Origin of the sequence: Methanothermobacter sp., from assembly GCF_030055435.1 — an archaeon.
Classification (GTDB): Archaea; Methanobacteriota; Methanobacteria; order Methanobacteriales; family Methanothermobacteraceae; genus Methanothermobacter.
In genome coordinates this window covers 23,999-41,345 of the sequence record NZ_JASFYG010000001.1, presented here as the reverse complement: position 1 = coordinate 41,345, position 17,347 = coordinate 23,999, and the positions used below count along the sequence as shown (strand labels likewise).

The following is a 17,347-nucleotide window of genomic DNA, read 5'->3' as shown; positions in this document are numbered from 1 at the left end:
GCAGATATTTCCTAAAATTAGCTTTATCCTATTCAAAATTAAAAAATGGAGTGGATGAGTTCTATCTTTCTATCCTTACCCTGATCCGTGGGATTCGCGGCCTCCTTGACCTTATGAACCATACAGTCACTGCAAGGGCTACAATGATTATCAACCAGACTGGAATAACTATAACTGTCCTCTCTTCCATGAGAGGTTCCTGTCTACTGTAGCGGCCGTAGTCCACATTGAGGGTTGCAGTGTAGATACCGGCGTCCAGTATACCTGGAGTCCAAGTAACTTCATCTGAGTAGCTGTCTCCGGGATATAGACCTCCAGTGGAGTTTAAGGTATGATGGAAAAATCCGTTAACCCTCATGGTAGATGTGAAGTTCTCATAGACGTTTCCATGGTTCTTGAGGGTATAGGAGAATCTGCCGGGCATCAACCCCACGAGTATCATCGGACCAGTGAATGACTCAACAGCCAGACCCTCCCGTATCTCCCCGGGAAGGCCTATGACCACCGGGACTATCACCTCACTTGCCTGCCTCAGCATCACCGAGGTCCCCTGATGGGCAATGTTCCTACCCGGTGTGGTTGCTGTTACAAGCAGCGCCCCCGCAGCGTCCCTGTAGTTGTAGTTAGCAGGTACCATTACCTTGAAGTTCACATCCCTTCTCTCACCGGGGCGAAGGGTGAATGATCCATTGCTAATTGTTATCCAGTCTGCAACTCCATCATCAAGAAGCAGAAGATTCTTTTTATCCTTCAGTATCCTCTTCGGGGTTACTGTGACCTGCAGGACCTCACCGTATGGGTTTGAAACTGTAATCTTACCTGTATGTTCACCGGCACCCCTGAACTCAAACCGTGTGGGTGCCACAACAACACCTACAGCGAGGCACTCCCCGATTAACGACATGATAAGCACGATTGATACTACAAGTAAAATTCTTCTATCCAGTTTAACACCTCCCAAAATAAAAAAATGAAAGGATTGTTCAACCTATGGACTGCTTGGTGCTGTTCCACCGGTCTCTACAGCGGCATGGTATATTGTTGTGGTGTAGTTACCAGGTGGTGTTGCAAATGGCACAAGCAGGAAGAGGTCAACCGGGATTATGGCCTCTGAACCCTGTGCTGGTGGAGCCCAGTTCTCCCTTACAAGAGCGTAGGTGGTTGTGAATGCTGTTTTTGCTACATTGTCACCGTAATCTGCGTATTTGAGGTTGGAAAGGGATATGGTGTTCGTACCGTTCTGAAGGTCTCCTGCTGCACGCACATAGAGGTCTATGGCGACGTTTGATGAATGTCTGACCTGTTCACCGTTTGATCCACCTTCCCATGTGTATTCCTGATTATCTGCAAGTAGATCAAGAAGGTATATTGTGCTGTTATTTGCACCACCCTTCCAGAATGCCCCAATGGCTATTGTTGGCTCGACTTCAGCCTGAAGCTCCTGTGTGGATGACGGTGAGGTAGCTGCAAACACCTTTGGGACTGAACCCAGAAGGATCACTGCTAGAAGAACCAATGCAACGAGTGATCTCATTCCATCACCCCCATACAGCCTTGAAAAAATTTTATTAATTCACATATGTATATAATTTGCTGTGATATGCTGTTCATATCAGTAAGTGTCTCTGAAACCTGAAAAATGATTAAGAACAATGAAGATAAAATGAAAGAGTGAAATCAAAGTTATCTATAACTTCGAGTAACCCATACCCTCAACGATCTCACGGATTTTATCCTCAACGTTTGAACTGTTCTCAACCACAGTACCTGTGACTATGATATCTGCACCTGCACCTGCAACCCTTGCGGCATCCTCACCAGTCCTTATACCGCCGCCCACTATGAGTATCTGGTCTGTGCACCTTTTAACGAGGGATATCATCTCCTCAGGCACATGCTGTGGGGCACCTGAACCCGCCTCAAGGTAGAAGAGCCTCATACCAAGGAACTCCGCTGCCATGGCATATGCTGCCGCAATGTCCGGCTTGTTCCTGGGAACTGGCTTTGTATCTCCAACCCAGCCCACCGTACCCCCCGGTTCAACCACAAGGTAACCCATTGGGAGGGCCTCTATCCCCATCTTCTTAACGGCTGGCGCCCCAAGGGCCTGGGCACCTATGATCCAGTAGGGGTTGTTTGAGTTGAGGAGACTCATGAAGAATATGGCATCTGCATGGCGGCTGACACCCGTGGTGTTCCCTGGGAAAAGTATTATCGGCACATCTATGTTCTTTCTCAGAGCCCTTGCGGTGGCATCGAGTTCACTGGAATCGGTGGTTGACCCGCCGAGCATTATACCATCGGTACCACCCCTTATGGCGGCCTCTGCGATTTCAACGGCCTCCTCAGGGGTCTGCTCCTCAGGGTCGATGAGGGTAAGGTGTATCTTCCTCTCCCCAAGAATATTATGGAAATAATCTTCAACCTTCATTTTAAACACTCAGAAAAGTAATAAATGGGGAGTGGGGGCTGTTTAGCCCCTTGGTTCCTTTGCCTTGTACCTTAATCCCTTGTAACCGCACTTCCTGCATGTCTTCGCAGTTGGTGGGTTCCTGGCGTTACATTTAAGGCAGATCTTGATATTGAATAGTCTGTTTTCTGCTTCCTCAAATCTTGCCATAATTAGCCTCCTATGTATTTTTTCTGAATCTCAACAACCTCACGGCTATCCCTAGCCTGGGAGTAAGCTTCAAGAAGTTCACGGTTGAGGTCCAGGAAGTGTGGACCCCACTTGAAGTAGGACATGATGTCAGACGCTATATCTTTCAGTCCAACTATATAAAGGGTTGCCGCCACAGCCTCTGCAGTTGATAGTATGCAGGGCTTTCCATAATTGGTGGGGTTTGCAGCCACCAGGAACGGCAGCGCCCTGTGGTTCCCTGCGGTCTGGAATATGACCGATGACTTTCTTACCTTTTTCCATGAGCAGTCCAGGGCTGCAATGCCCCTCCTCATGACCATGTCACGGTCCCTGGGTGAGACTGCCTTCTCAGAAAAAGGGTTGAGGACAAGTGCACCTCTGGGTATCTGGTTGAGACTATTTACTATTTTAAATTTTCCCTTCCTTCCCAGTTTGAGGCTGGTGCATTTCTTCCTGTCACACTCCTCCGCATGGTATACAACGATTCTCATCAGGTTGATATTGGAATCTCCATGTATAAATAATGTGGATGGAGGGGGATCCCATAGCCTGGCCAGAACATCCCCCTCTCATGCTCCAGAAGGATACCAAAGTAGCATCTGCTAGAACATCTCCCTCTCATGCTCCATTATCCTTGGAACAGCGATGGATGGGTCCTCAAGGTCATGGAGGTCATAGTAACTGCCACCTGAGGCCAGGGCTATCTCCATGTTGAGGTCCCTTCCACCCCTTGAGCCCTGCTCAAAGTTTATGATAGCGGAGGGTATATCCTCCTCCCTGAGCCTGGCTGCGGCCTCAACCGCCTCCCTCTTCGGGTTCCTTTCAACCCCCACGTTTGGCATACCATCGCTGAGGATAACCATGAAGGGGACGTACTCGCTGTGTCTCTTCTCCTCTCTGAGTATCTCAAGGCCCCTCTTTATGCCCTGTGCCATTGGTGTTGTGCCACCAACCCGTATGCTGTCCACTGTATCCCTGAATGATGATGCCCTGGATGTTGAGGGTATTATAACCTTGGCGTCCCTTCCACGGAACCCCACAACACTTATCCTGTCCTTATGCCTCTGGGCGTCCTCTATGAACCTCTCTATGAGGCCCTTGACCCTGGCGGCCTTCTTCTCAGAGAACATGGACCCGCTTATATCCACCACCAGGACGATTGATGCCCTTGCACCGTGCTTGCGTATCTTCTCCCTTATATCACCGGGTTCTATCTTAAGTTCCCCCCTTGAGGCGGCGGCCCTCAGTGTTGCGTCAACAGCAACGTCACCTGAGCCCCGGGGGAACCTGCTCTTCACGTATCTGCCCTTGGTGGTCTTTGACTCAACCCTTGAGCCGTAGAGGCGCTCCTTCTTCTTACCCCGTATCCTGAGGATCTTCTTTATATCAACGTCCATGTCCTGGGTTTCAGGTTCCCTGCCATCCACATCAGCGGCAAGGGCCCCCAGGGATGATGCCGCCGGTGAAGCCCCTGAGTCTCCACTGCTACCCTCCCCTGGTGACCCCTCTCCAGAGGTTTCATCCTCTGCACCCTCACCTGAGTCACTGCCTGAGTCACCACTTTCTGATTCAGACTCCTCTGACTCCCTTTCACGCTCCATCTCCTCACGGGCCCTCTGCATCTCCCTTCTCGTGTTTTCACGGTTATAGGTCCTTCCAGGTATTCTCTCCCCAAGAACTAGTATTATTGCATCCTCGACGTCCTCCTCACGGACCCTCCTCCTGCCGTTGAAGGCCGCTATGGCCTTTGAGGTCCTGACGATTGCAATATCGGACCGGTGCCCATCGACACCTGCATCCACACAGACCCTTGCTATCAGCTCAAGGAGGTCGTCGTCAATGGTGACCGCTGGAAGGAGCTTCCTGGCCTCCATTATCCTCTCCCTGAGTTCCCGTTGACTCTCAGCGAACCTCTCAACGAATCCCTCAGGGTCATCCTCGAATTCATCCCTCCGCTTCATTATGAGGATCCTCTGCCTGATGTCGGTGACCGTGCCAACATTTATGTGTATACCTATCCTGTCTGAGAGCTGGGGCCGGAGTTCGCCCTCAGCGGGGTTCATGGTCCCAACCAGGATGAACCTTGATGGGTGCTGAAGGGATATTCCCTCCCTCTCAACTGTGTTCACACCGTAGGCCGCCGCATCAAGCAGGACATCCACCAGGTGGTCGTCCAGGAGGTTTATCTCGTCAACGTAGAGTATGTTCCTGTTGGCCTCTGCAAGTATACCTGGCTCAAGGGCCTTTATACCCTCTGTGAGCGCCTTCCCTATGTCAAGGGAACCAACCACGCGGTCCTCTGTTGCACCCAGGGGGAGTTCAACCACCCGCATCTTCCGGTACTCCACCTCCAGGTCACCTGAACGGCACATCTCACATGCCTCTTCAGGTTCATCAGGGTCGCAGTTGAAGGGGCAACCTTTAACTGTCGGCAGTGATGGAAGAAGGTCTGCCAGGGCCCTCACGGCGGTTGTTTTACCTGTCCCCTTATCACCCTTTATGAGTACACCGCCTATCCTGGGGTTTATTGCATTGAGTATAAGGGCCTTTTTCACCTTCTCCTGTCCAACTATAGCTGTGAATGGAAAAATAAGGTTCTTCATTAACTCACCTGGTTTTTATAACCATATAATTCTATCTTTATTCTCAATAATAAGTTTTTACGTGGGATGGTATTAAAATGGAGCGGTGGTGTAGGAATCAATCTGGATAAAGTAGATAATGGTATTAATAAAATAGGGTCGGTGTAGGAGTCAATCTGGATAAAGTAGATAAGGGATGCTGAAGATATATTAAGCTGGTGATAGATATGTGCACTGTTGGAGGTCCAATGGCTGATATTGACATCAAGAAGATGAAGACCCGTAAGTGTAAGTGCCTTGACTGTGGAAACGAGTTCAAGGGTGTTGGAAGGCGGATAATCTGCCCATCATGCCAGTCAGATAATGTTGAATGTGAAGGCTAGAGGGTGAGTGGTCTGGAATTCAATCTGAGGGATGACAGGATACTCTTTGTGGAGTCGGATTCAGGTACAGTTGGCATAATACCCTCCGGCAGGAGGAGAAACATCTTCATGAACACCCCTGATGACGAGGTTGCCCTGTTCCTTGAACCCGACGATATCATAGTCATATCCGCATTCAGCTCAGGGGAAAAGGCAAGGAGGGGCATAATGGCCCTCGCATACCTCCTCCTTGAGATGGAGAACCCCCTTGTTGTTCTCCCTGAGAACCATCCAGGGTCCCGGAGGCTGAAGATGGTGGTTTCTGCCTCAGATACCATAAGATTGAGCTGCGATATAACCCCTGGCACCCACCCGGACCACCACCTGCTCTGCTCGGTCAGTGAACTCTCAGGGATGGAGATAGTGTCGGAGAATGGCCTGGTTAAACTCTCAAACACGCCACCTGGTATCAGGACGCGGGTGACAAAACTTGAGTGGTGAGGCAGGGAAACTATTTTTAAGTACACCCACATAAACCATCAACGTGAATGACCATGATCAACGAATTCTATCAGATATTCGGGCAGCTGGTATTCATGGCGGGTCTGGGCCTCATTGTGATGCTAGCCTCAAGCCTCTTCCTTGGGAGGCTTCTTCTCAATGAGGACCGGCTGATATTCCCCAGACTCCTCCTTATCACAGTGGACATGTTCTACGGTCCATTCAAGAAGTTCTCAGAGACGCTGGGGCTCAACAGTCGCATAGTGGACCAGATAGGGGTTGAGGTGAGGAATAAGATCAACGAGAAGAGGTTCCGGTCAATAGACCCCCATGAGAAGGCACTTGTACTGCCCCACTGCCTCAGGAATCCCAAATGTGAGGCAAGGCTTGACAGGACAGGGCTTGTCTGCACGGGATGCAACCGCTGCATAATAGGTAAGATCAAGGAGCGGGCCGAGAGCATAGGGTACACGGTATTCGTGATACCGGGGTCAACCTTCATAAAGAAGATAATGGAGGAGCGGAGGTTCAAGGCAGTCCTGGGGGTGGCCTGCTACCAGGACCTCAACCTGGCAATGATGAAGCTCTCAAGGTTCACACCACAGGGTGTCCCCCTCCTCAGGGACGGGTGCTTCAAGACCAAGGTTGACTTCAGGGCTGTCCTGGAGAAGATGGGCCTTGAAGGGGAGATGAGAAGACCACGTGGTTGCATGAACCAGGTACCCGAGAAAACCCTGGAGCGGTGATAGATTGGACATACCCATCACCGATAACCACATACACGTCGACCCTATCAACGGCGAGGGACCGAAAGCCGTGGCCCTTAAATTTCAGAGGTCCGGCGGGAGGAGGATGATAATCCCCAACAAGCCATCTTGGACCATAAACGCCGGTACAGATTACCGTAAAACCATGGATACCGTGCTTAAGTACGTTGACATCATCAACCATGAGACAGAGGTTGAAGCATATGCTGTGGTGGGACTCCACCCGGCGGAGTTATCAAGGCTCCTTGAGGCCGGCCGCGACCCTGAGAGGGCCGAGGAGATGATAAGGGAGGGCCTTGAATATGCCCAGTCACTGGTCCTTGAGGGGAGGGCCGTTGCAATAGGTGAGGTTGGAAGACCCCACTACCCTGTCCCCCCTGAGGAGATGGCCATCCACAACAGGCTCATGGTGTATGCCATGGAACTTGCAGCCGAGGCCTCATGTCCTGTACAGCTCCACACCGAGACATCTGGACCTGAAGAGTTCAAGGAATTCGCAGGGATGGCCTCTAAAGCAGGCATAAAGAAGTATATGGTTATAAAGCACTTCTCCGGTCCCCTGACAGGAAGGGATGAGAACCATGGACTCACACCATCCCTCATTGCATCAGGGGATGTAATAAGGGAGGGTATCGGAAAGGGTTCAGGCTTCCTCATGGAGACCGACTACCTTGATGATAACAGCAGACCAGGCGCGGTCCTCGGACCCAAGACCGTCCCGAGGAGGACAATTGAATTCCTGAATAAGGGGATCTTCACCGAGGAGGACGCCTACAGGATACACCAGGAGACCTTTGAAAGGGTTTACGGTCTATAAATAGCTAATTTCTTGCCCAAATGATTATATTTTTTCTGAATAGAACCTTCTAAGAAAATAATATGTTAATAACCTTTGTATCCGCAAAAAAATCACTTTCAGTGGGATCCCCCGAGGAAAATACTGACAAGGCCTATGAGGATCCCTATCACAACAACCTCAAGGCTGGTCTTGTAGATGTTCTCCCTTGAAACCCTCCCGAGGTAGATACCAAGGACCAGGAGGGCTGCGAGGCACAGTACAACAGTCACAATGGTTGCTGTCGTCCTCTCAGATATCACAAGAAAGGGGAGTACAGGTACAAAGGAGCCAAGGAAGCTTGAGAATCCATGTGTGAACATGCTCATGTACACCCGGCGCCTTGCCTGCTGGTGGATGATGGTGTCATCCAGCTTACCCTCATCCATCATCATCTTCTTCTCAAGCTCACGCATTGTCCTTGTTTCCTCAGCCCTCTCACCTATGAATGAACCGAAGGCATTGGACATTGCAAGGGCCACGCCACCACTGAGTCCTGTCAGGGCTATGAGGTGGTTTTCCACACTGAGACCACCTGCACCTGCAACTCCACTGGCGGTGAGTGTAACACCCATCACAGCCAGTATACCGTCAAGTGTCCCGAGAGCCACGTAGCGGCTCATGTTGATGTACTCATGAAGAAATTCACGTATATCCATCTCTGATCATCCATCCCAATTTCAGTCAATGAGATTAACCCCTCCCCAGTTCACTGTGTGCACGTGCAAGGTGTCCGGCTGCAAGGGCGCCCATTAGGGAGAGTTCACCTGCAAGGACAGCTCCCCCCACGATCTCTGCAAACTCATGGACACCCCCTGAACCCCCGACACCCATGATATCAAGGCACTCGGATGCCGTCTCAAGTCCCGTGCCACCCCCAACAGTTGCAAGGGGCACATCAGGGAGGTTGACGGAGAAGTAAAGGTCACCGTTTTTCTCCTCTGCAACGGTAACCCCCAGGCTACCCTCAACAATGTGGGCCTCATCCTGTCCCGTTGCAAGGAATATAGCCCCTATTATGTTGGCATAGTGGGCATTGAACCCCATACTCCCAGCGAGGGCTGATCCCAGAAGGTTCTTTGCGGTGTTAACCTCAACAACAGCCTCTGGTGTTGTCTTGAGGACACTCTCAACCATCTCCCCTGGTACAGTTACCTCTGCACTGATGCTCTTACCCCGACCCTCAACCAGGTTTATGGATGCCGGTTTCTTATCGGTGCAGAGGTTTCCACTCAGGGCAATCACATGGGCACCTGTCTCCTCTGTGAGGAGTTCAAGGGCCTTCTCTGTGGCGATGGTGACCATGTTCATCCCCATACTATCCCCTGTTGTGTATACGAACCTGGGGTAAACGTAGGGTCCCGCCACGATAATCGGGTCTATCTTTATGAGTTTCCCGTGCCTCGTTGTTGACTCCGCCTCCTCCCTGAGGGCATCAATGTTCTCCCGGATCCATTCCCTGAGCTTTAAAGCCTCAACAGTAGAACCAGTCCTTATAACAGGGGCCCTTGTCATAGAGTCGCCTGTTATCCTTACAGATGCACCCCCGGCCCCTGTGATCACCGAGCAACCCCTGTTCACAGAGGCCACCAGTGCACCCTCTGAGGTTGCAAGGGGTACATAGTACTCGCCGTCTGCATATTCACCCTTAACCAGCAGTGGCCCGGCAACCCCCAGGGGGATCTGAACGACACCTATGGGGTTTTCAATGTTCCTCCTTGACGCCCTATCCATGTCAATTGTATAGTGGGATACATGCTCAAGCCTGGCACCTGAGACCCTCTCAATGAACTCCCTTCTTATCCTGACAGCCTCATCAACAGGTACATGCCTTTCAAGTTCATAGAGCTTTATCTTACCCTCAAGGAGGTCATCCATGAGTGACATCAGAGAGCCCCCTCCATGCGCCTGAGTTCCCTGACTATGGCTGATGGCCTGTCAACAACCACTGCACCTGCGGCTTCAAGGGCCTCCCTTTTACTCTTAGCTGTTCCTGAACTGCCCTCTATGATGGCCCCTGCATGCCCCATCCTCTTGCCTGGAGGTGCAGTTGAACCTGAGATGAAGGCAAAGACCGGCTTTGACATGTGGTCACCTATGTACTCTGCGGCCCTCTCCTCTGCGTCTCCCCCTATTTCACCTATTAGGACAACTGCGTCTGTCTGGGGATCCTCCTCAAACCTCTCAAGGACATCCACAAATCCAAGGCCCGTTACAGGGTCTCCACCTATCCCCACACAGGTGCTCTGGCCAAAACCAGCATCCGTGAGCTGGGCAGCGAATTCATAGGTGAGTGTTCCGCTCCTTGAGACTATGCCTATATTGCCCTCTTTGAAGATGTTTGTGGGCATTATACCCAGTTTACCAACACCGGGAGTTATTATACCAGGGGTGTTGGGCCCTACAACGGTTTTACCCATCCTTTCAGCGTATTCCATTATCTGCATCGAGTCGTGGACAGGTATGTGCTCTGTTATTATAACTACAAGGTCAAGGTGCTTTATGGATTCAAAGGCCGCGTCCTTGGCAAAGGGCGCAGGTACGAATATTATGGATGCATTGACGTCCATATCCTCCTTGACCTCCTCAACGGAGTTGTACACGCCGAGGCCAAGGAACTCCTGTCCACCCTTACCTGGTGTTACACCGGCCACTACCCTTGTTCCATATTCAAGCATCTGTTTCGTATGGAATGATCCCTGTTTACCTGTTATGCCCTGAACCAGGCATCTTGTATCCTCATCAAGCAGTATCATGATAAATCCCCTCAATACTATGTTGATGAAATCTAAAATACTTGGTGATCAGTCGACCTAGCCAGTTGACCTGAAAGCCTCAATTCCAGATCATCGGATCCATGAGGCACATGTTTAGACCATCAGTATTCTGGTTCTCTCCTCAAATGGCACCGAGAGGTCGATGAGGTTCCCGTTGAGGAATGCAGTTGCAGAGACTATTACACTTCCAGGTATCACATGTGAAGGTGAACCCCTCCTTACAAGGTACACGTTCTTGTGGCCAAGGGCTGCCCCCAGCATTGCCCCTGCCACTACCCCAACACTCTCCATATCCTCTATCGTTGCCACAACGACCGGATCATCGGTCTTATCCGAAACGTAACCCACTCCTGGAATCCTGCGAACCCCTGGTTTGATCTCCTGGCTCACATCTGTAACGCCAGTCATTCCCCCGGCAGCCTGTATGGCTGAATTTGCAACATCAGCCACGAAGTCCTCACCACCATAGGTGTCAAATGCCAGTATAACCGCATCAGGGTAACGATCCTGCCTCACAAGTGCCTCTGCATATGATATGCCCTCACCTGCACCATCAGGTTCATCTGATATCCCCTCAAGGTCACCGAGGCTCTCTGATGAGTCCCTGAGTATCTCAACTATTGCCCTGTTCACGTCCTCCAGCATATCATCCTCTACAAATGCACTTATAACCACATCGTCGCCTGTTATGTTTGTAAGTGCTGCGCTCTCTGCACCCGCATCAAGGAGGCCCGGTATCGAGGCCTCCAGTGCATTTATAAGTTCCCTGCTGCAGCTTGTATCATTATCTGATATATCTGCACCTATGGAAGTTATCCTCAAATCAATCACCTTATACCTAATTTGAGGTGCGGGAATAAATAGGTTACAGCAGAACACCGCACCCTTCACCTTCACCCCATTCAAAGTGCAGAAACAAATAGGTTACAGCAGAACACCGCACCCTTCACCTTCACCCCATTCAAAGTGCAGAAACAAATAGGTTACAGCAGAACCATGTGGAGTGTGGAGGTTACTGAGTGCTGTCTCGTATGATGGGAATAAGAAGCACCCAAACAATACAAAATTTAATTACCAGAAATAACATATAGAGGTTAATGTAAATTATTGGTTCTCGAAACTCCACAAACTTAAGGAGAAATAATTAAATGGAAACCAGGATTTGTGTTCCCATATTTGAGAGGACATATGAAGCTGCTATCAAATCCTCAGAAAGGGCCATAGATGCAGGGGCCGATATCCTGGAGCTCAGAATAGACGCCCTCAAAGGTGTATCCGAGGCTGAAGTGAAAAGGGTTATAGAAGATATTGACTTTCCTTTAATAGCAACAAACAGATCCCCGGAGGAGGGAGGCCACTTCAGTGGCACTGAAACTGAAAGGATAGAACTCCTAAGGTCCGCTGCCGAGGTGGCCCCCTATGTTGATGTTGAACTCAGCACGGAGCCGGATTACATAAAGAGCGTCACTGCAGTTGCCAGTAGAAGCATCATATCATACCATGACTTCACGGGAACACCCTCACTGGAGGCCCTCCTGCGGATAGTCCGTATGGAGAAGGAATTCGGAGACATTGCAAAGGTGGCGGTTATGCCCCAGAACATGGCGGACACCCTTGTTGTTCTTCAGCTGCTCTCGGTGGAGGATAACACAATAGCAATATCCATGGGGGAAGCAGGGAAATACACTAGGGTTGCAGCCGCCCTCTTCGGTGCCCCAATAACCTTTGCATCAGCGGATCGTTCAACAGCACCGGGACAGATGGACGTCCATATCACCAGAAGAATGATTGATGAACTCATGCCGGAGGATTGAAGATGAGGAAAGTTCCGATTATCCTTGCAGTGCTTTTCATTGCCTTTGCAGGTGCATTTTACTATAATGAGAAGGCCCATTCAGTTGATATCAAAATAAAGACTGACGGGGTTAACATCACGGTTGAGGCAGACACCATATTCTTCCAGAAAACTCCTCCTGAGATGGAGCAGAAGATCGGCGAATACATAGCGGACGTTATAAATGACCCTGACAGTACCGTTGAAACAATAAAGGCTAATGTCACAGAGATAGCAAGGAGTTACGGCTACAGTAAGGTGGATGTGACCATTGAGTCCCAGTTCGGTGTTGACCAGCTCCCCATGCCAGCCGTTGTGAGCGGTGACTCCATGTACCCGACGCTCAGGGATGGGCAGGAACTCATAGTGCTCAAAACAGACGACTACAAGGTGGGGGACATAGTTATAGCCAAGCACCCGGAGTATGGCCTCATCGTGAAGAGGGTCGGTAAGATAGAGCCCACCAGGGTGTACCTCATGAGCGACAACAAGAAGGTTGAGCGCATCTACACACCAACATCGGTCATCGTGAGGACGCCCCTCAACACATGGGTTCCAAGGTCGGCCATTGTGGGTGTTGTGAAGGAGTACTGAAAACCCGCACACTTCGTCCCTATTTCTACGTTTTCTACTGCCTGGAACGATGATACTGATGAAGAAACTCATAGGGATCTGTGAAGTGTTGAATGTCTGCCTCATTGCTGAATCAGATTTTTTAATCAGAGGATTCTGAATATGTTCAGAGCCAATACACTCCAAAAAGAATCGATCATATCACAAAAAATTGAATTCTAGATAAAAAATCAGGTGAACTCAGAGAGCCTCTTAATCCTCCTGAGCATGTTTGGGTGTGTTGAGAGAAGTTCAAGTATTCTTGCACCAACTCCAACCTTTACTCCACTGTACTTCACTCTCTGAAGCTCAGCCATGCTTATGGTGCCGTCCATGTCAATGTCAAGCTGCCTGAGATCATTTATCTCATTTCTGGCATCGGATACATCGTTAAGGAAGAATGCCTTAACACCCTCAACCTGCTTCAGCTCATCCCTGTCAAATGCAGCGGAGCCATAAACCAGTTTGTAGAGCGCACTTGCAAGTTTGTGTGGCTGGCCACCGATCTCTACGCTGCCCTGGTCCGCGTAGTACTCCCTTGTCCTTGATATGAAGAGGACTATCAGCTGGCCAAGGAAGTAGGCTATGAGTGCCGCGATTCCAAGGAGAGTTGCATCGTCGTCCCTGCTGTATACTGTGCTCCAGAATATGTAGTAGCAGATGAGTGGAACCGCGCTCACAAGGGTCATGACTATCATGTCACTGTGCTTTATGTGGGATATCTCGTGTCCAAGGACGGCCCGGAGTTCCTCCTCATCAAGGAGGTTCAGTATGCCCCTTGTTACACATACCCTGCCGTCTGATTTTGTTCTCCCAAATGCAAAGGCGTTGGGCACTGCAATCTCTGCAATTCCAACCCTGGGTTTGGGTATTCCTGCATTCCTTGCAAGTTCATCCACCATGGCGTGGAGTCTGGGGGCCTCGGCCTCGCTGACGTAGTGGACGTTCATTGTGAGTTCCACTATCTTGGGGGATAGGAGGTACTGAAGGAACACTATGCCAAAACCAAGCAGGGCATAGAAGAGTGGTCCGCCGAATCCCATTAGGGCCCCTATTGCTATGAGTATGGCGTAGATTATACCAAATAAAAGTGCTGTTGCCAAGAACATCCTTAGCTTCAGTTTCCATGTGCTGAGTTTTCTCATTTTGGCTTTTTCCTCCATCATGGTATTAGTTACAATGAGTTATTTTATTCTGAAGGGGATATAAAGTTTTTGTTATTTATTGGCATCAAATTATTAAGACTTATTGTAACTCCAAGTGCACAATTGGAAATGTGTTCTTATAACCTATCATTCTTTTTATCGCATTTGATTCTACTTCAACTGTCCCTCCGTGATATCATAAGGTTACTGTAAGATAACATTAGCTCCCTCGATAAGTATATTCAGGGCAGATCTGGAGTTCTAAGGCTGTAAATTGTCTATGGAAGAATAAATGTAATTCATCCTTTACCACGCGTTACAAGTAATGCAATGAGTTCTCCATTGACAAATGATGGCAGATACTCCAGGGACTTACGATAAACCCTGCTTCTCATAGACTGCCACCAGAACGCTTACAGAAGTAATACAGTATTCAAGATTGGATCCAATATCAAAAAGAATTCCTTATCTCATACTTTGATGGAGGATCTAGATCATGTTGCCATTTTGACTCTATTAACATACCAATCATACATTATATGTTTGACATATTTTAGATGAGTTCCATTGATCAGTATGAAGCATTTAGGAAACTTTTAATTGTTGTAATGGCCTTTGCCCTCATGGGATCCTCACAGGCCGTGTAACTTGGAAACAGGACCTATGGCTATGTTGAAAAGGATTACTACAGAGACCTCAACTCAAATGAAACCATTGCAGTCATCATAGGCGTCCACCCCCAGGATTCAGGTATACAAAGCGCAGTGAGAGAGAAGATCCAGACATCAAACCTCACAAAGAGGTATCTTCTCTACAGTGTCCACGTAACCCAGGACGTGCAGGATTACTCAAAGGGTCGTATGAACGGCCAGCTCCTTGCAAGGGACTTCTTAGTGCCTATATAAAGAACGAGAACCCCATGCTTGTCATAGACTGCCATGAGAACCACTACCATGACAGTGTATACGCCTACCCAAGATTCCCGTACATAATATCAGAGAACACCGCAACCATCAACTACACTGACCAGATAATAGCCCGCATGAATTCTCTGAAGATCTACAGTCCCCAAAACAACAAGCCCCCAGTATGTTATAATACTTATAGCATCACAGGGTTACAATACTGTGATCTATGAGACATGCTTCCATGACACCTACTCAAGGAAACTCAGCGACGCTGATCTCCTGGTAAAAGCACTTGACGGCCTCCAGAGATACACGGAAAACGGGCCCAGTGTAACCTCAAGCAATTCCAGATGGGGGGTATGACTACAAGAAGGCCCATCATCAGTGTTACATTCTCCTCTCAAATAAAACCGGGCAGATACTGGAAGAGTATAACACTCAGGGACCAGTTAGGGAAAACAGTGAGGATTAAAAAGTGGGTGAGCGGCAACACCCTCAATGTGAAACCCCTATCAAGGCTCTCCGGAAACAGGTGGTACACCCTCGTGGTGCCCGCTGCAGCACTGGTGGATTCCCCCCCCCCCCACAAAATGTGGACCCTGAAGTTCAGAACGGGCGAAGGTGAAGACACATTAAAAATTCACTTATTAAATTCTTTTTTAGATCCGTTTTTAATCCCTTAAATGGCTTACAATCATTCACGCGTTTTTCCAGTGCTGAAAAATGAAAATCTCAGAAAATTCTATTAAAAATAACAGCTTATATAATGCCATTACCCTTAAGAAGCTTTCTGGGGTTTTTAACAAGGGCCTCCTCAACCTCTGATTCATTGAGCCCAGCTCCAAGACCAACGCGGCGTGCCGTGTCATAGTCAAGTAGATCACCCGGTGCATGGGTGTCAGTGTCAATGACAACCGGAACCCCCACCTCACGGGCAACACGGGCAACATGCCCGTTGCCAAGGCAGTGCCCCTTCCTTGCGCTTATCTCAAGCGTAACCCCATTCTCACGGGCAAGTTCAGCATCATCCACCGTTATGAGGCCAGGGTGGGCCAGTATATCAACCTCCGGGCAGCTCACAGCCGCATGATTGGTGCCGGGAATCACAGGTTCAACTATTGTTTCCCCGTGCACAACAATAATCTCAGCCCCCAGGCCCCTTGCCCTCACTGCAAGCTTTTCAATTATCTCAACAGGTGCATGTGTTATCTCAGCCCCCGGGATGACACTGATGTCCCAGTTATCTCCGATATCCTCAACCGCGTCTATTAGGGATGTTATGGTGTTTATATTCGAGGCGTCGATGTGGTCCGTGATGGCTATGGCCTCATGTCCCAGGACACATGCCCTCCTTGCAAGTTCAGATGGCAGGAGCTCACCGTCACTCAGGAGGCTGTGGGTGTGAAGATCAATCCTCTTTCTAATGGCAGGTCCTCCTTAAAAATCATTATATTTATGTTACAATATAAGTGAACAGTTAGAGTATGTCCAGGGAAGTATTTAAATGAAGCCCACCGTCTTTGTCCCAGCACATATAACCGGATTCTTTGAGGTTGTAAGGGCCGATGATCCCCTGAGAACAGGTTCCAGGGGTGCAGGGGTCGTCCTTGACCGGGGAGTTGAAACCTCCATAAAGGTCAGGAGTTCCGAAGATAAAACAGTTGTAAGGGTCAACGGAAAAAGAGAAGACGGGGAATCAGTTAGCCTGCGTTCCCTTGAAATCCTCAGGGAAATCACAGGATTCAGGGAGGGTGTGAGCATACACCACAGGGTCGATGTCCCCATAGGGTGTGGTTTTGGGGTATCAGCTGCCTGCGCCCTGGGGAGCGTCCTTGCAGCCACAAGGGAACTTGAACTCCCCATCACGGTCAACACTGCAGGTTCAGTGGCCCACAGGGCCGAGGTGGAACTTGGAACAGGACTGGGGGACCTGATAGCCGAGATGACCGGCGGGATAGTCATAAGAACCAGGGAGGGTCCACCTGGATACGGGAGGACAGACAGGATCACTGAAAGGGGCCTCTATGTCTTAACAGAGACCCTGGGGGAGCTTGACACGGCATCGGTCATCGGTGACGAAGCAAAGGTTGGGGCGATAAACCGGATGGGCGCCGGGATGATCCGGAGGCTCCTCAGGGAGCCGACACCACATACCTTCATGGAACTCTCCCGTGAGTTTGCCACGGGAACCTCACTCATAACCCCTGAACTCAGAGAACCCATGGAGGCCCTCTCTGAGGGGACACTGGGGGCATCCATGGCGATGCTGGGTAACACTGTATTCGCCCTGTCAGAAGACCCCGATGCCGGAGGGGATGATGTGTATGGAATTGACTTTTCAGGTGCAAGGTTTCTGTGATGCTGATGAGTGGTAGGCGACCAT

Annotated in this window: 23 protein-coding genes; 11 read left to right on the top strand and 12 right to left on the bottom strand. The window is 49.7% G+C overall.

Annotated features, from left to right (window positions below):
• Positions 1 to 61: 61 nt before the first annotated feature.
• From QFX30_RS00255 to QFX30_RS00230, 6 genes are all read right to left on the bottom strand, one after another.
• Positions 62 to 904 (bottom strand): hypothetical protein, encoded by an 843-nt coding sequence (locus QFX30_RS00255; protein ID WP_300486593.1) that lies wholly within the window; start codon positions 902 to 904, stop codon positions 62 to 64.
• Positions 905 to 988: 84 nt separating this feature from the next.
• Complete coding sequence (locus tag QFX30_RS00250) at positions 989 to 1,534, bottom strand: hypothetical protein (RefSeq protein WP_300486591.1); 546 nt, start codon at positions 1,532 to 1,534, stop codon at positions 989 to 991.
• Between the two features lie 153 nt (positions 1,535 to 1,687).
• Positions 1,688 to 2,431 carry a geranylgeranylglyceryl/heptaprenylglyceryl phosphate synthase gene (locus QFX30_RS00245; protein ID WP_300486589.1) on the bottom strand — a complete coding sequence of 248 codons (744 nt, stop codon included), beginning with the start codon at positions 2,429 to 2,431 and terminating at the stop codon, positions 1,688 to 1,690.
• A gap of 42 nt (positions 2,432 to 2,473) precedes the next feature.
• Positions 2,474 to 2,620 carry a 50S ribosomal protein L40e gene (locus QFX30_RS00240; RefSeq protein ID WP_010876192.1) on the bottom strand — a complete coding sequence of 49 codons (147 nt, stop codon included), beginning with the start codon at positions 2,618 to 2,620 and terminating at the stop codon, positions 2,474 to 2,476.
• Between the two features lie 2 nt (positions 2,621 to 2,622).
• Positions 2,623 to 3,132, bottom strand: coding sequence for a DUF367 family protein (locus tag QFX30_RS00235; protein ID WP_300486586.1), 510 nt, complete (start codon positions 3,130 to 3,132; stop codon positions 2,623 to 2,625).
• A gap of 111 nt (positions 3,133 to 3,243) precedes the next feature.
• Positions 3,244 to 5,244: a VWA domain-containing protein gene (locus tag QFX30_RS00230; protein ID WP_300486583.1), complete on the bottom strand. Its 2,001-nt coding sequence runs from the start codon at positions 5,242 to 5,244 to the stop codon at positions 3,244 to 3,246.
• Between the two features lie 206 nt (positions 5,245 to 5,450).
• Here QFX30_RS00230 and QFX30_RS00225 point away from each other — a divergent pair, with 206 nt between their 5' ends.
• Genes QFX30_RS00225 through QFX30_RS00210 form a run of 4 tightly spaced genes read left to right on the top strand, consistent with a single transcriptional unit; the run spans position 5,451 to position 7,670 of the window.
• A complete protein-coding gene (locus QFX30_RS00225; protein ID WP_013295763.1) occupies positions 5,451 to 5,606 on the top strand; it encodes a hypothetical protein in 156 nt (51 codons plus the stop codon).
• Positions 5,607 to 5,609: 3 nt separating this feature from the next.
• Positions 5,610 to 6,086 carry a hypothetical protein gene (locus QFX30_RS00220; RefSeq protein WP_300486578.1) on the top strand — a complete coding sequence of 159 codons (477 nt, stop codon included), beginning with the start codon at positions 5,610 to 5,612 and terminating at the stop codon, positions 6,084 to 6,086.
• 53 nt (positions 6,087 to 6,139) lie between these two features.
• Complete coding sequence (locus QFX30_RS00215; protein ID WP_300486575.1) at positions 6,140 to 6,832, top strand: DUF116 domain-containing protein; 693 nt, start codon at positions 6,140 to 6,142, stop codon at positions 6,830 to 6,832.
• A 4-nt stretch (positions 6,833 to 6,836) separates the two neighbouring features.
• Positions 6,837 to 7,670 carry a TatD family hydrolase gene (locus QFX30_RS00210; RefSeq protein ID WP_300486572.1) on the top strand — a complete coding sequence of 278 codons (834 nt, stop codon included), beginning with the start codon at positions 6,837 to 6,839 and terminating at the stop codon, positions 7,668 to 7,670.
• A 98-nt stretch (positions 7,671 to 7,768) separates the two neighbouring features.
• On the opposite strand, the gene QFX30_RS00205 is transcribed toward QFX30_RS00210, so the two are convergent.
• The 4 genes from QFX30_RS00205 to QFX30_RS00190 all read right to left on the bottom strand — a co-directional run bounded on the left by QFX30_RS00205 (position 7,769) and on the right by QFX30_RS00190 (position 11,287).
• Positions 7,769 to 8,347, bottom strand: a complete 579-nt coding sequence (locus QFX30_RS00205; protein ID WP_300486569.1) for a TIGR00267 family protein — start codon at positions 8,345 to 8,347, stop codon at positions 7,769 to 7,771.
• Between the two features lie 34 nt (positions 8,348 to 8,381).
• The gene (gene hmgA / locus QFX30_RS00200) at positions 8,382 to 9,575 is read right to left on the bottom strand and encodes a hydroxymethylglutaryl-CoA reductase (NADPH) (protein WP_300486566.1); all 1,194 of its coding nucleotides are present in this window, start codon (positions 9,573 to 9,575) and stop codon (positions 8,382 to 8,384) included.
• On the bottom strand, positions 9,575 to 10,444 hold the full coding sequence (gene sucD / locus QFX30_RS00195) for a succinate--CoA ligase subunit alpha (protein WP_300486562.1): 870 nt from the start codon (positions 10,442 to 10,444) through the stop codon (positions 9,575 to 9,577). Before sucD ends, hmgA begins: the two co-directional genes overlap by 1 nt.
• 114 nt (positions 10,445 to 10,558) lie before the next feature.
• Complete coding sequence (locus QFX30_RS00190) at positions 10,559 to 11,287, bottom strand: hypothetical protein (protein ID WP_300486559.1); 729 nt, start codon at positions 11,285 to 11,287, stop codon at positions 10,559 to 10,561.
• 326 nt (positions 11,288 to 11,613) lie between these two features.
• Here QFX30_RS00190 and aroD point away from each other — a divergent pair, with 326 nt between their 5' ends.
• On the top strand, positions 11,614 to 12,279 hold the full coding sequence (gene aroD, locus QFX30_RS00185; protein ID WP_300486556.1) for a type I 3-dehydroquinate dehydratase: 666 nt from the start codon (positions 11,614 to 11,616) through the stop codon (positions 12,277 to 12,279).
• A 2-nt stretch (positions 12,280 to 12,281) separates the two neighbouring features.
• Entirely contained in the window at positions 12,282 to 12,893 is a 612-nt protein-coding gene (locus QFX30_RS00180; protein WP_300486553.1) for a S24 family peptidase, read from the top strand.
• A 209-nt stretch (positions 12,894 to 13,102) separates the two neighbouring features.
• On the opposite strand, the gene QFX30_RS00175 is transcribed toward QFX30_RS00180, so the two are convergent.
• Positions 13,103 to 14,056, bottom strand: a complete 954-nt coding sequence (locus QFX30_RS00175) for a zinc metalloprotease HtpX (protein ID WP_300487348.1) — start codon at positions 14,054 to 14,056, stop codon at positions 13,103 to 13,105.
• Between the two features lie 764 nt (positions 14,057 to 14,820).
• On the opposite strand from QFX30_RS00175, the gene QFX30_RS00170 reads away from it, so the two are divergent.
• The 4 genes from QFX30_RS00170 to QFX30_RS00155 are packed head-to-tail and all read left to right on the top strand — an operon-like array spanning position 14,821 to position 15,647.
• Positions 14,821 to 14,961: a hypothetical protein gene (locus tag QFX30_RS00170; RefSeq protein WP_300486550.1), complete on the top strand. Its 141-nt coding sequence runs from the start codon at positions 14,821 to 14,823 to the stop codon at positions 14,959 to 14,961.
• A gap of 14 nt (positions 14,962 to 14,975) precedes the next feature.
• On the top strand, positions 14,976 to 15,194 hold the full coding sequence (locus QFX30_RS00165; RefSeq protein ID WP_300486547.1) for a hypothetical protein: 219 nt from the start codon (positions 14,976 to 14,978) through the stop codon (positions 15,192 to 15,194).
• Complete coding sequence (locus QFX30_RS00160; RefSeq protein WP_300486545.1) at positions 15,184 to 15,327, top strand: hypothetical protein; 144 nt, start codon at positions 15,184 to 15,186, stop codon at positions 15,325 to 15,327. Before QFX30_RS00165 ends, QFX30_RS00160 begins: the two co-directional genes overlap by 11 nt.
• Positions 15,324 to 15,647, top strand: a complete 324-nt coding sequence (locus QFX30_RS00155) for an Ig-like domain-containing protein (protein ID WP_300486542.1) — start codon at positions 15,324 to 15,326, stop codon at positions 15,645 to 15,647. Before QFX30_RS00160 ends, QFX30_RS00155 begins: the two co-directional genes overlap by 4 nt.
• Positions 15,648 to 15,723: 76 nt before the next feature.
• On the opposite strand, the gene QFX30_RS00150 is transcribed toward QFX30_RS00155, so the two are convergent.
• Positions 15,724 to 16,389: a histidinol phosphate phosphatase domain-containing protein gene (locus tag QFX30_RS00150; RefSeq protein ID WP_300487346.1), complete on the bottom strand. Its 666-nt coding sequence runs from the start codon at positions 16,387 to 16,389 to the stop codon at positions 15,724 to 15,726.
• 79 nt (positions 16,390 to 16,468) lie between these two features.
• On the opposite strand from QFX30_RS00150, the gene QFX30_RS00145 reads away from it, so the two are divergent.
• Positions 16,469 to 17,323, top strand: a complete 855-nt coding sequence (locus tag QFX30_RS00145; protein WP_300486539.1) for a pantoate kinase — start codon at positions 16,469 to 16,471, stop codon at positions 17,321 to 17,323.
• Positions 17,324 to 17,347: the final 24 nt, after the last annotated feature.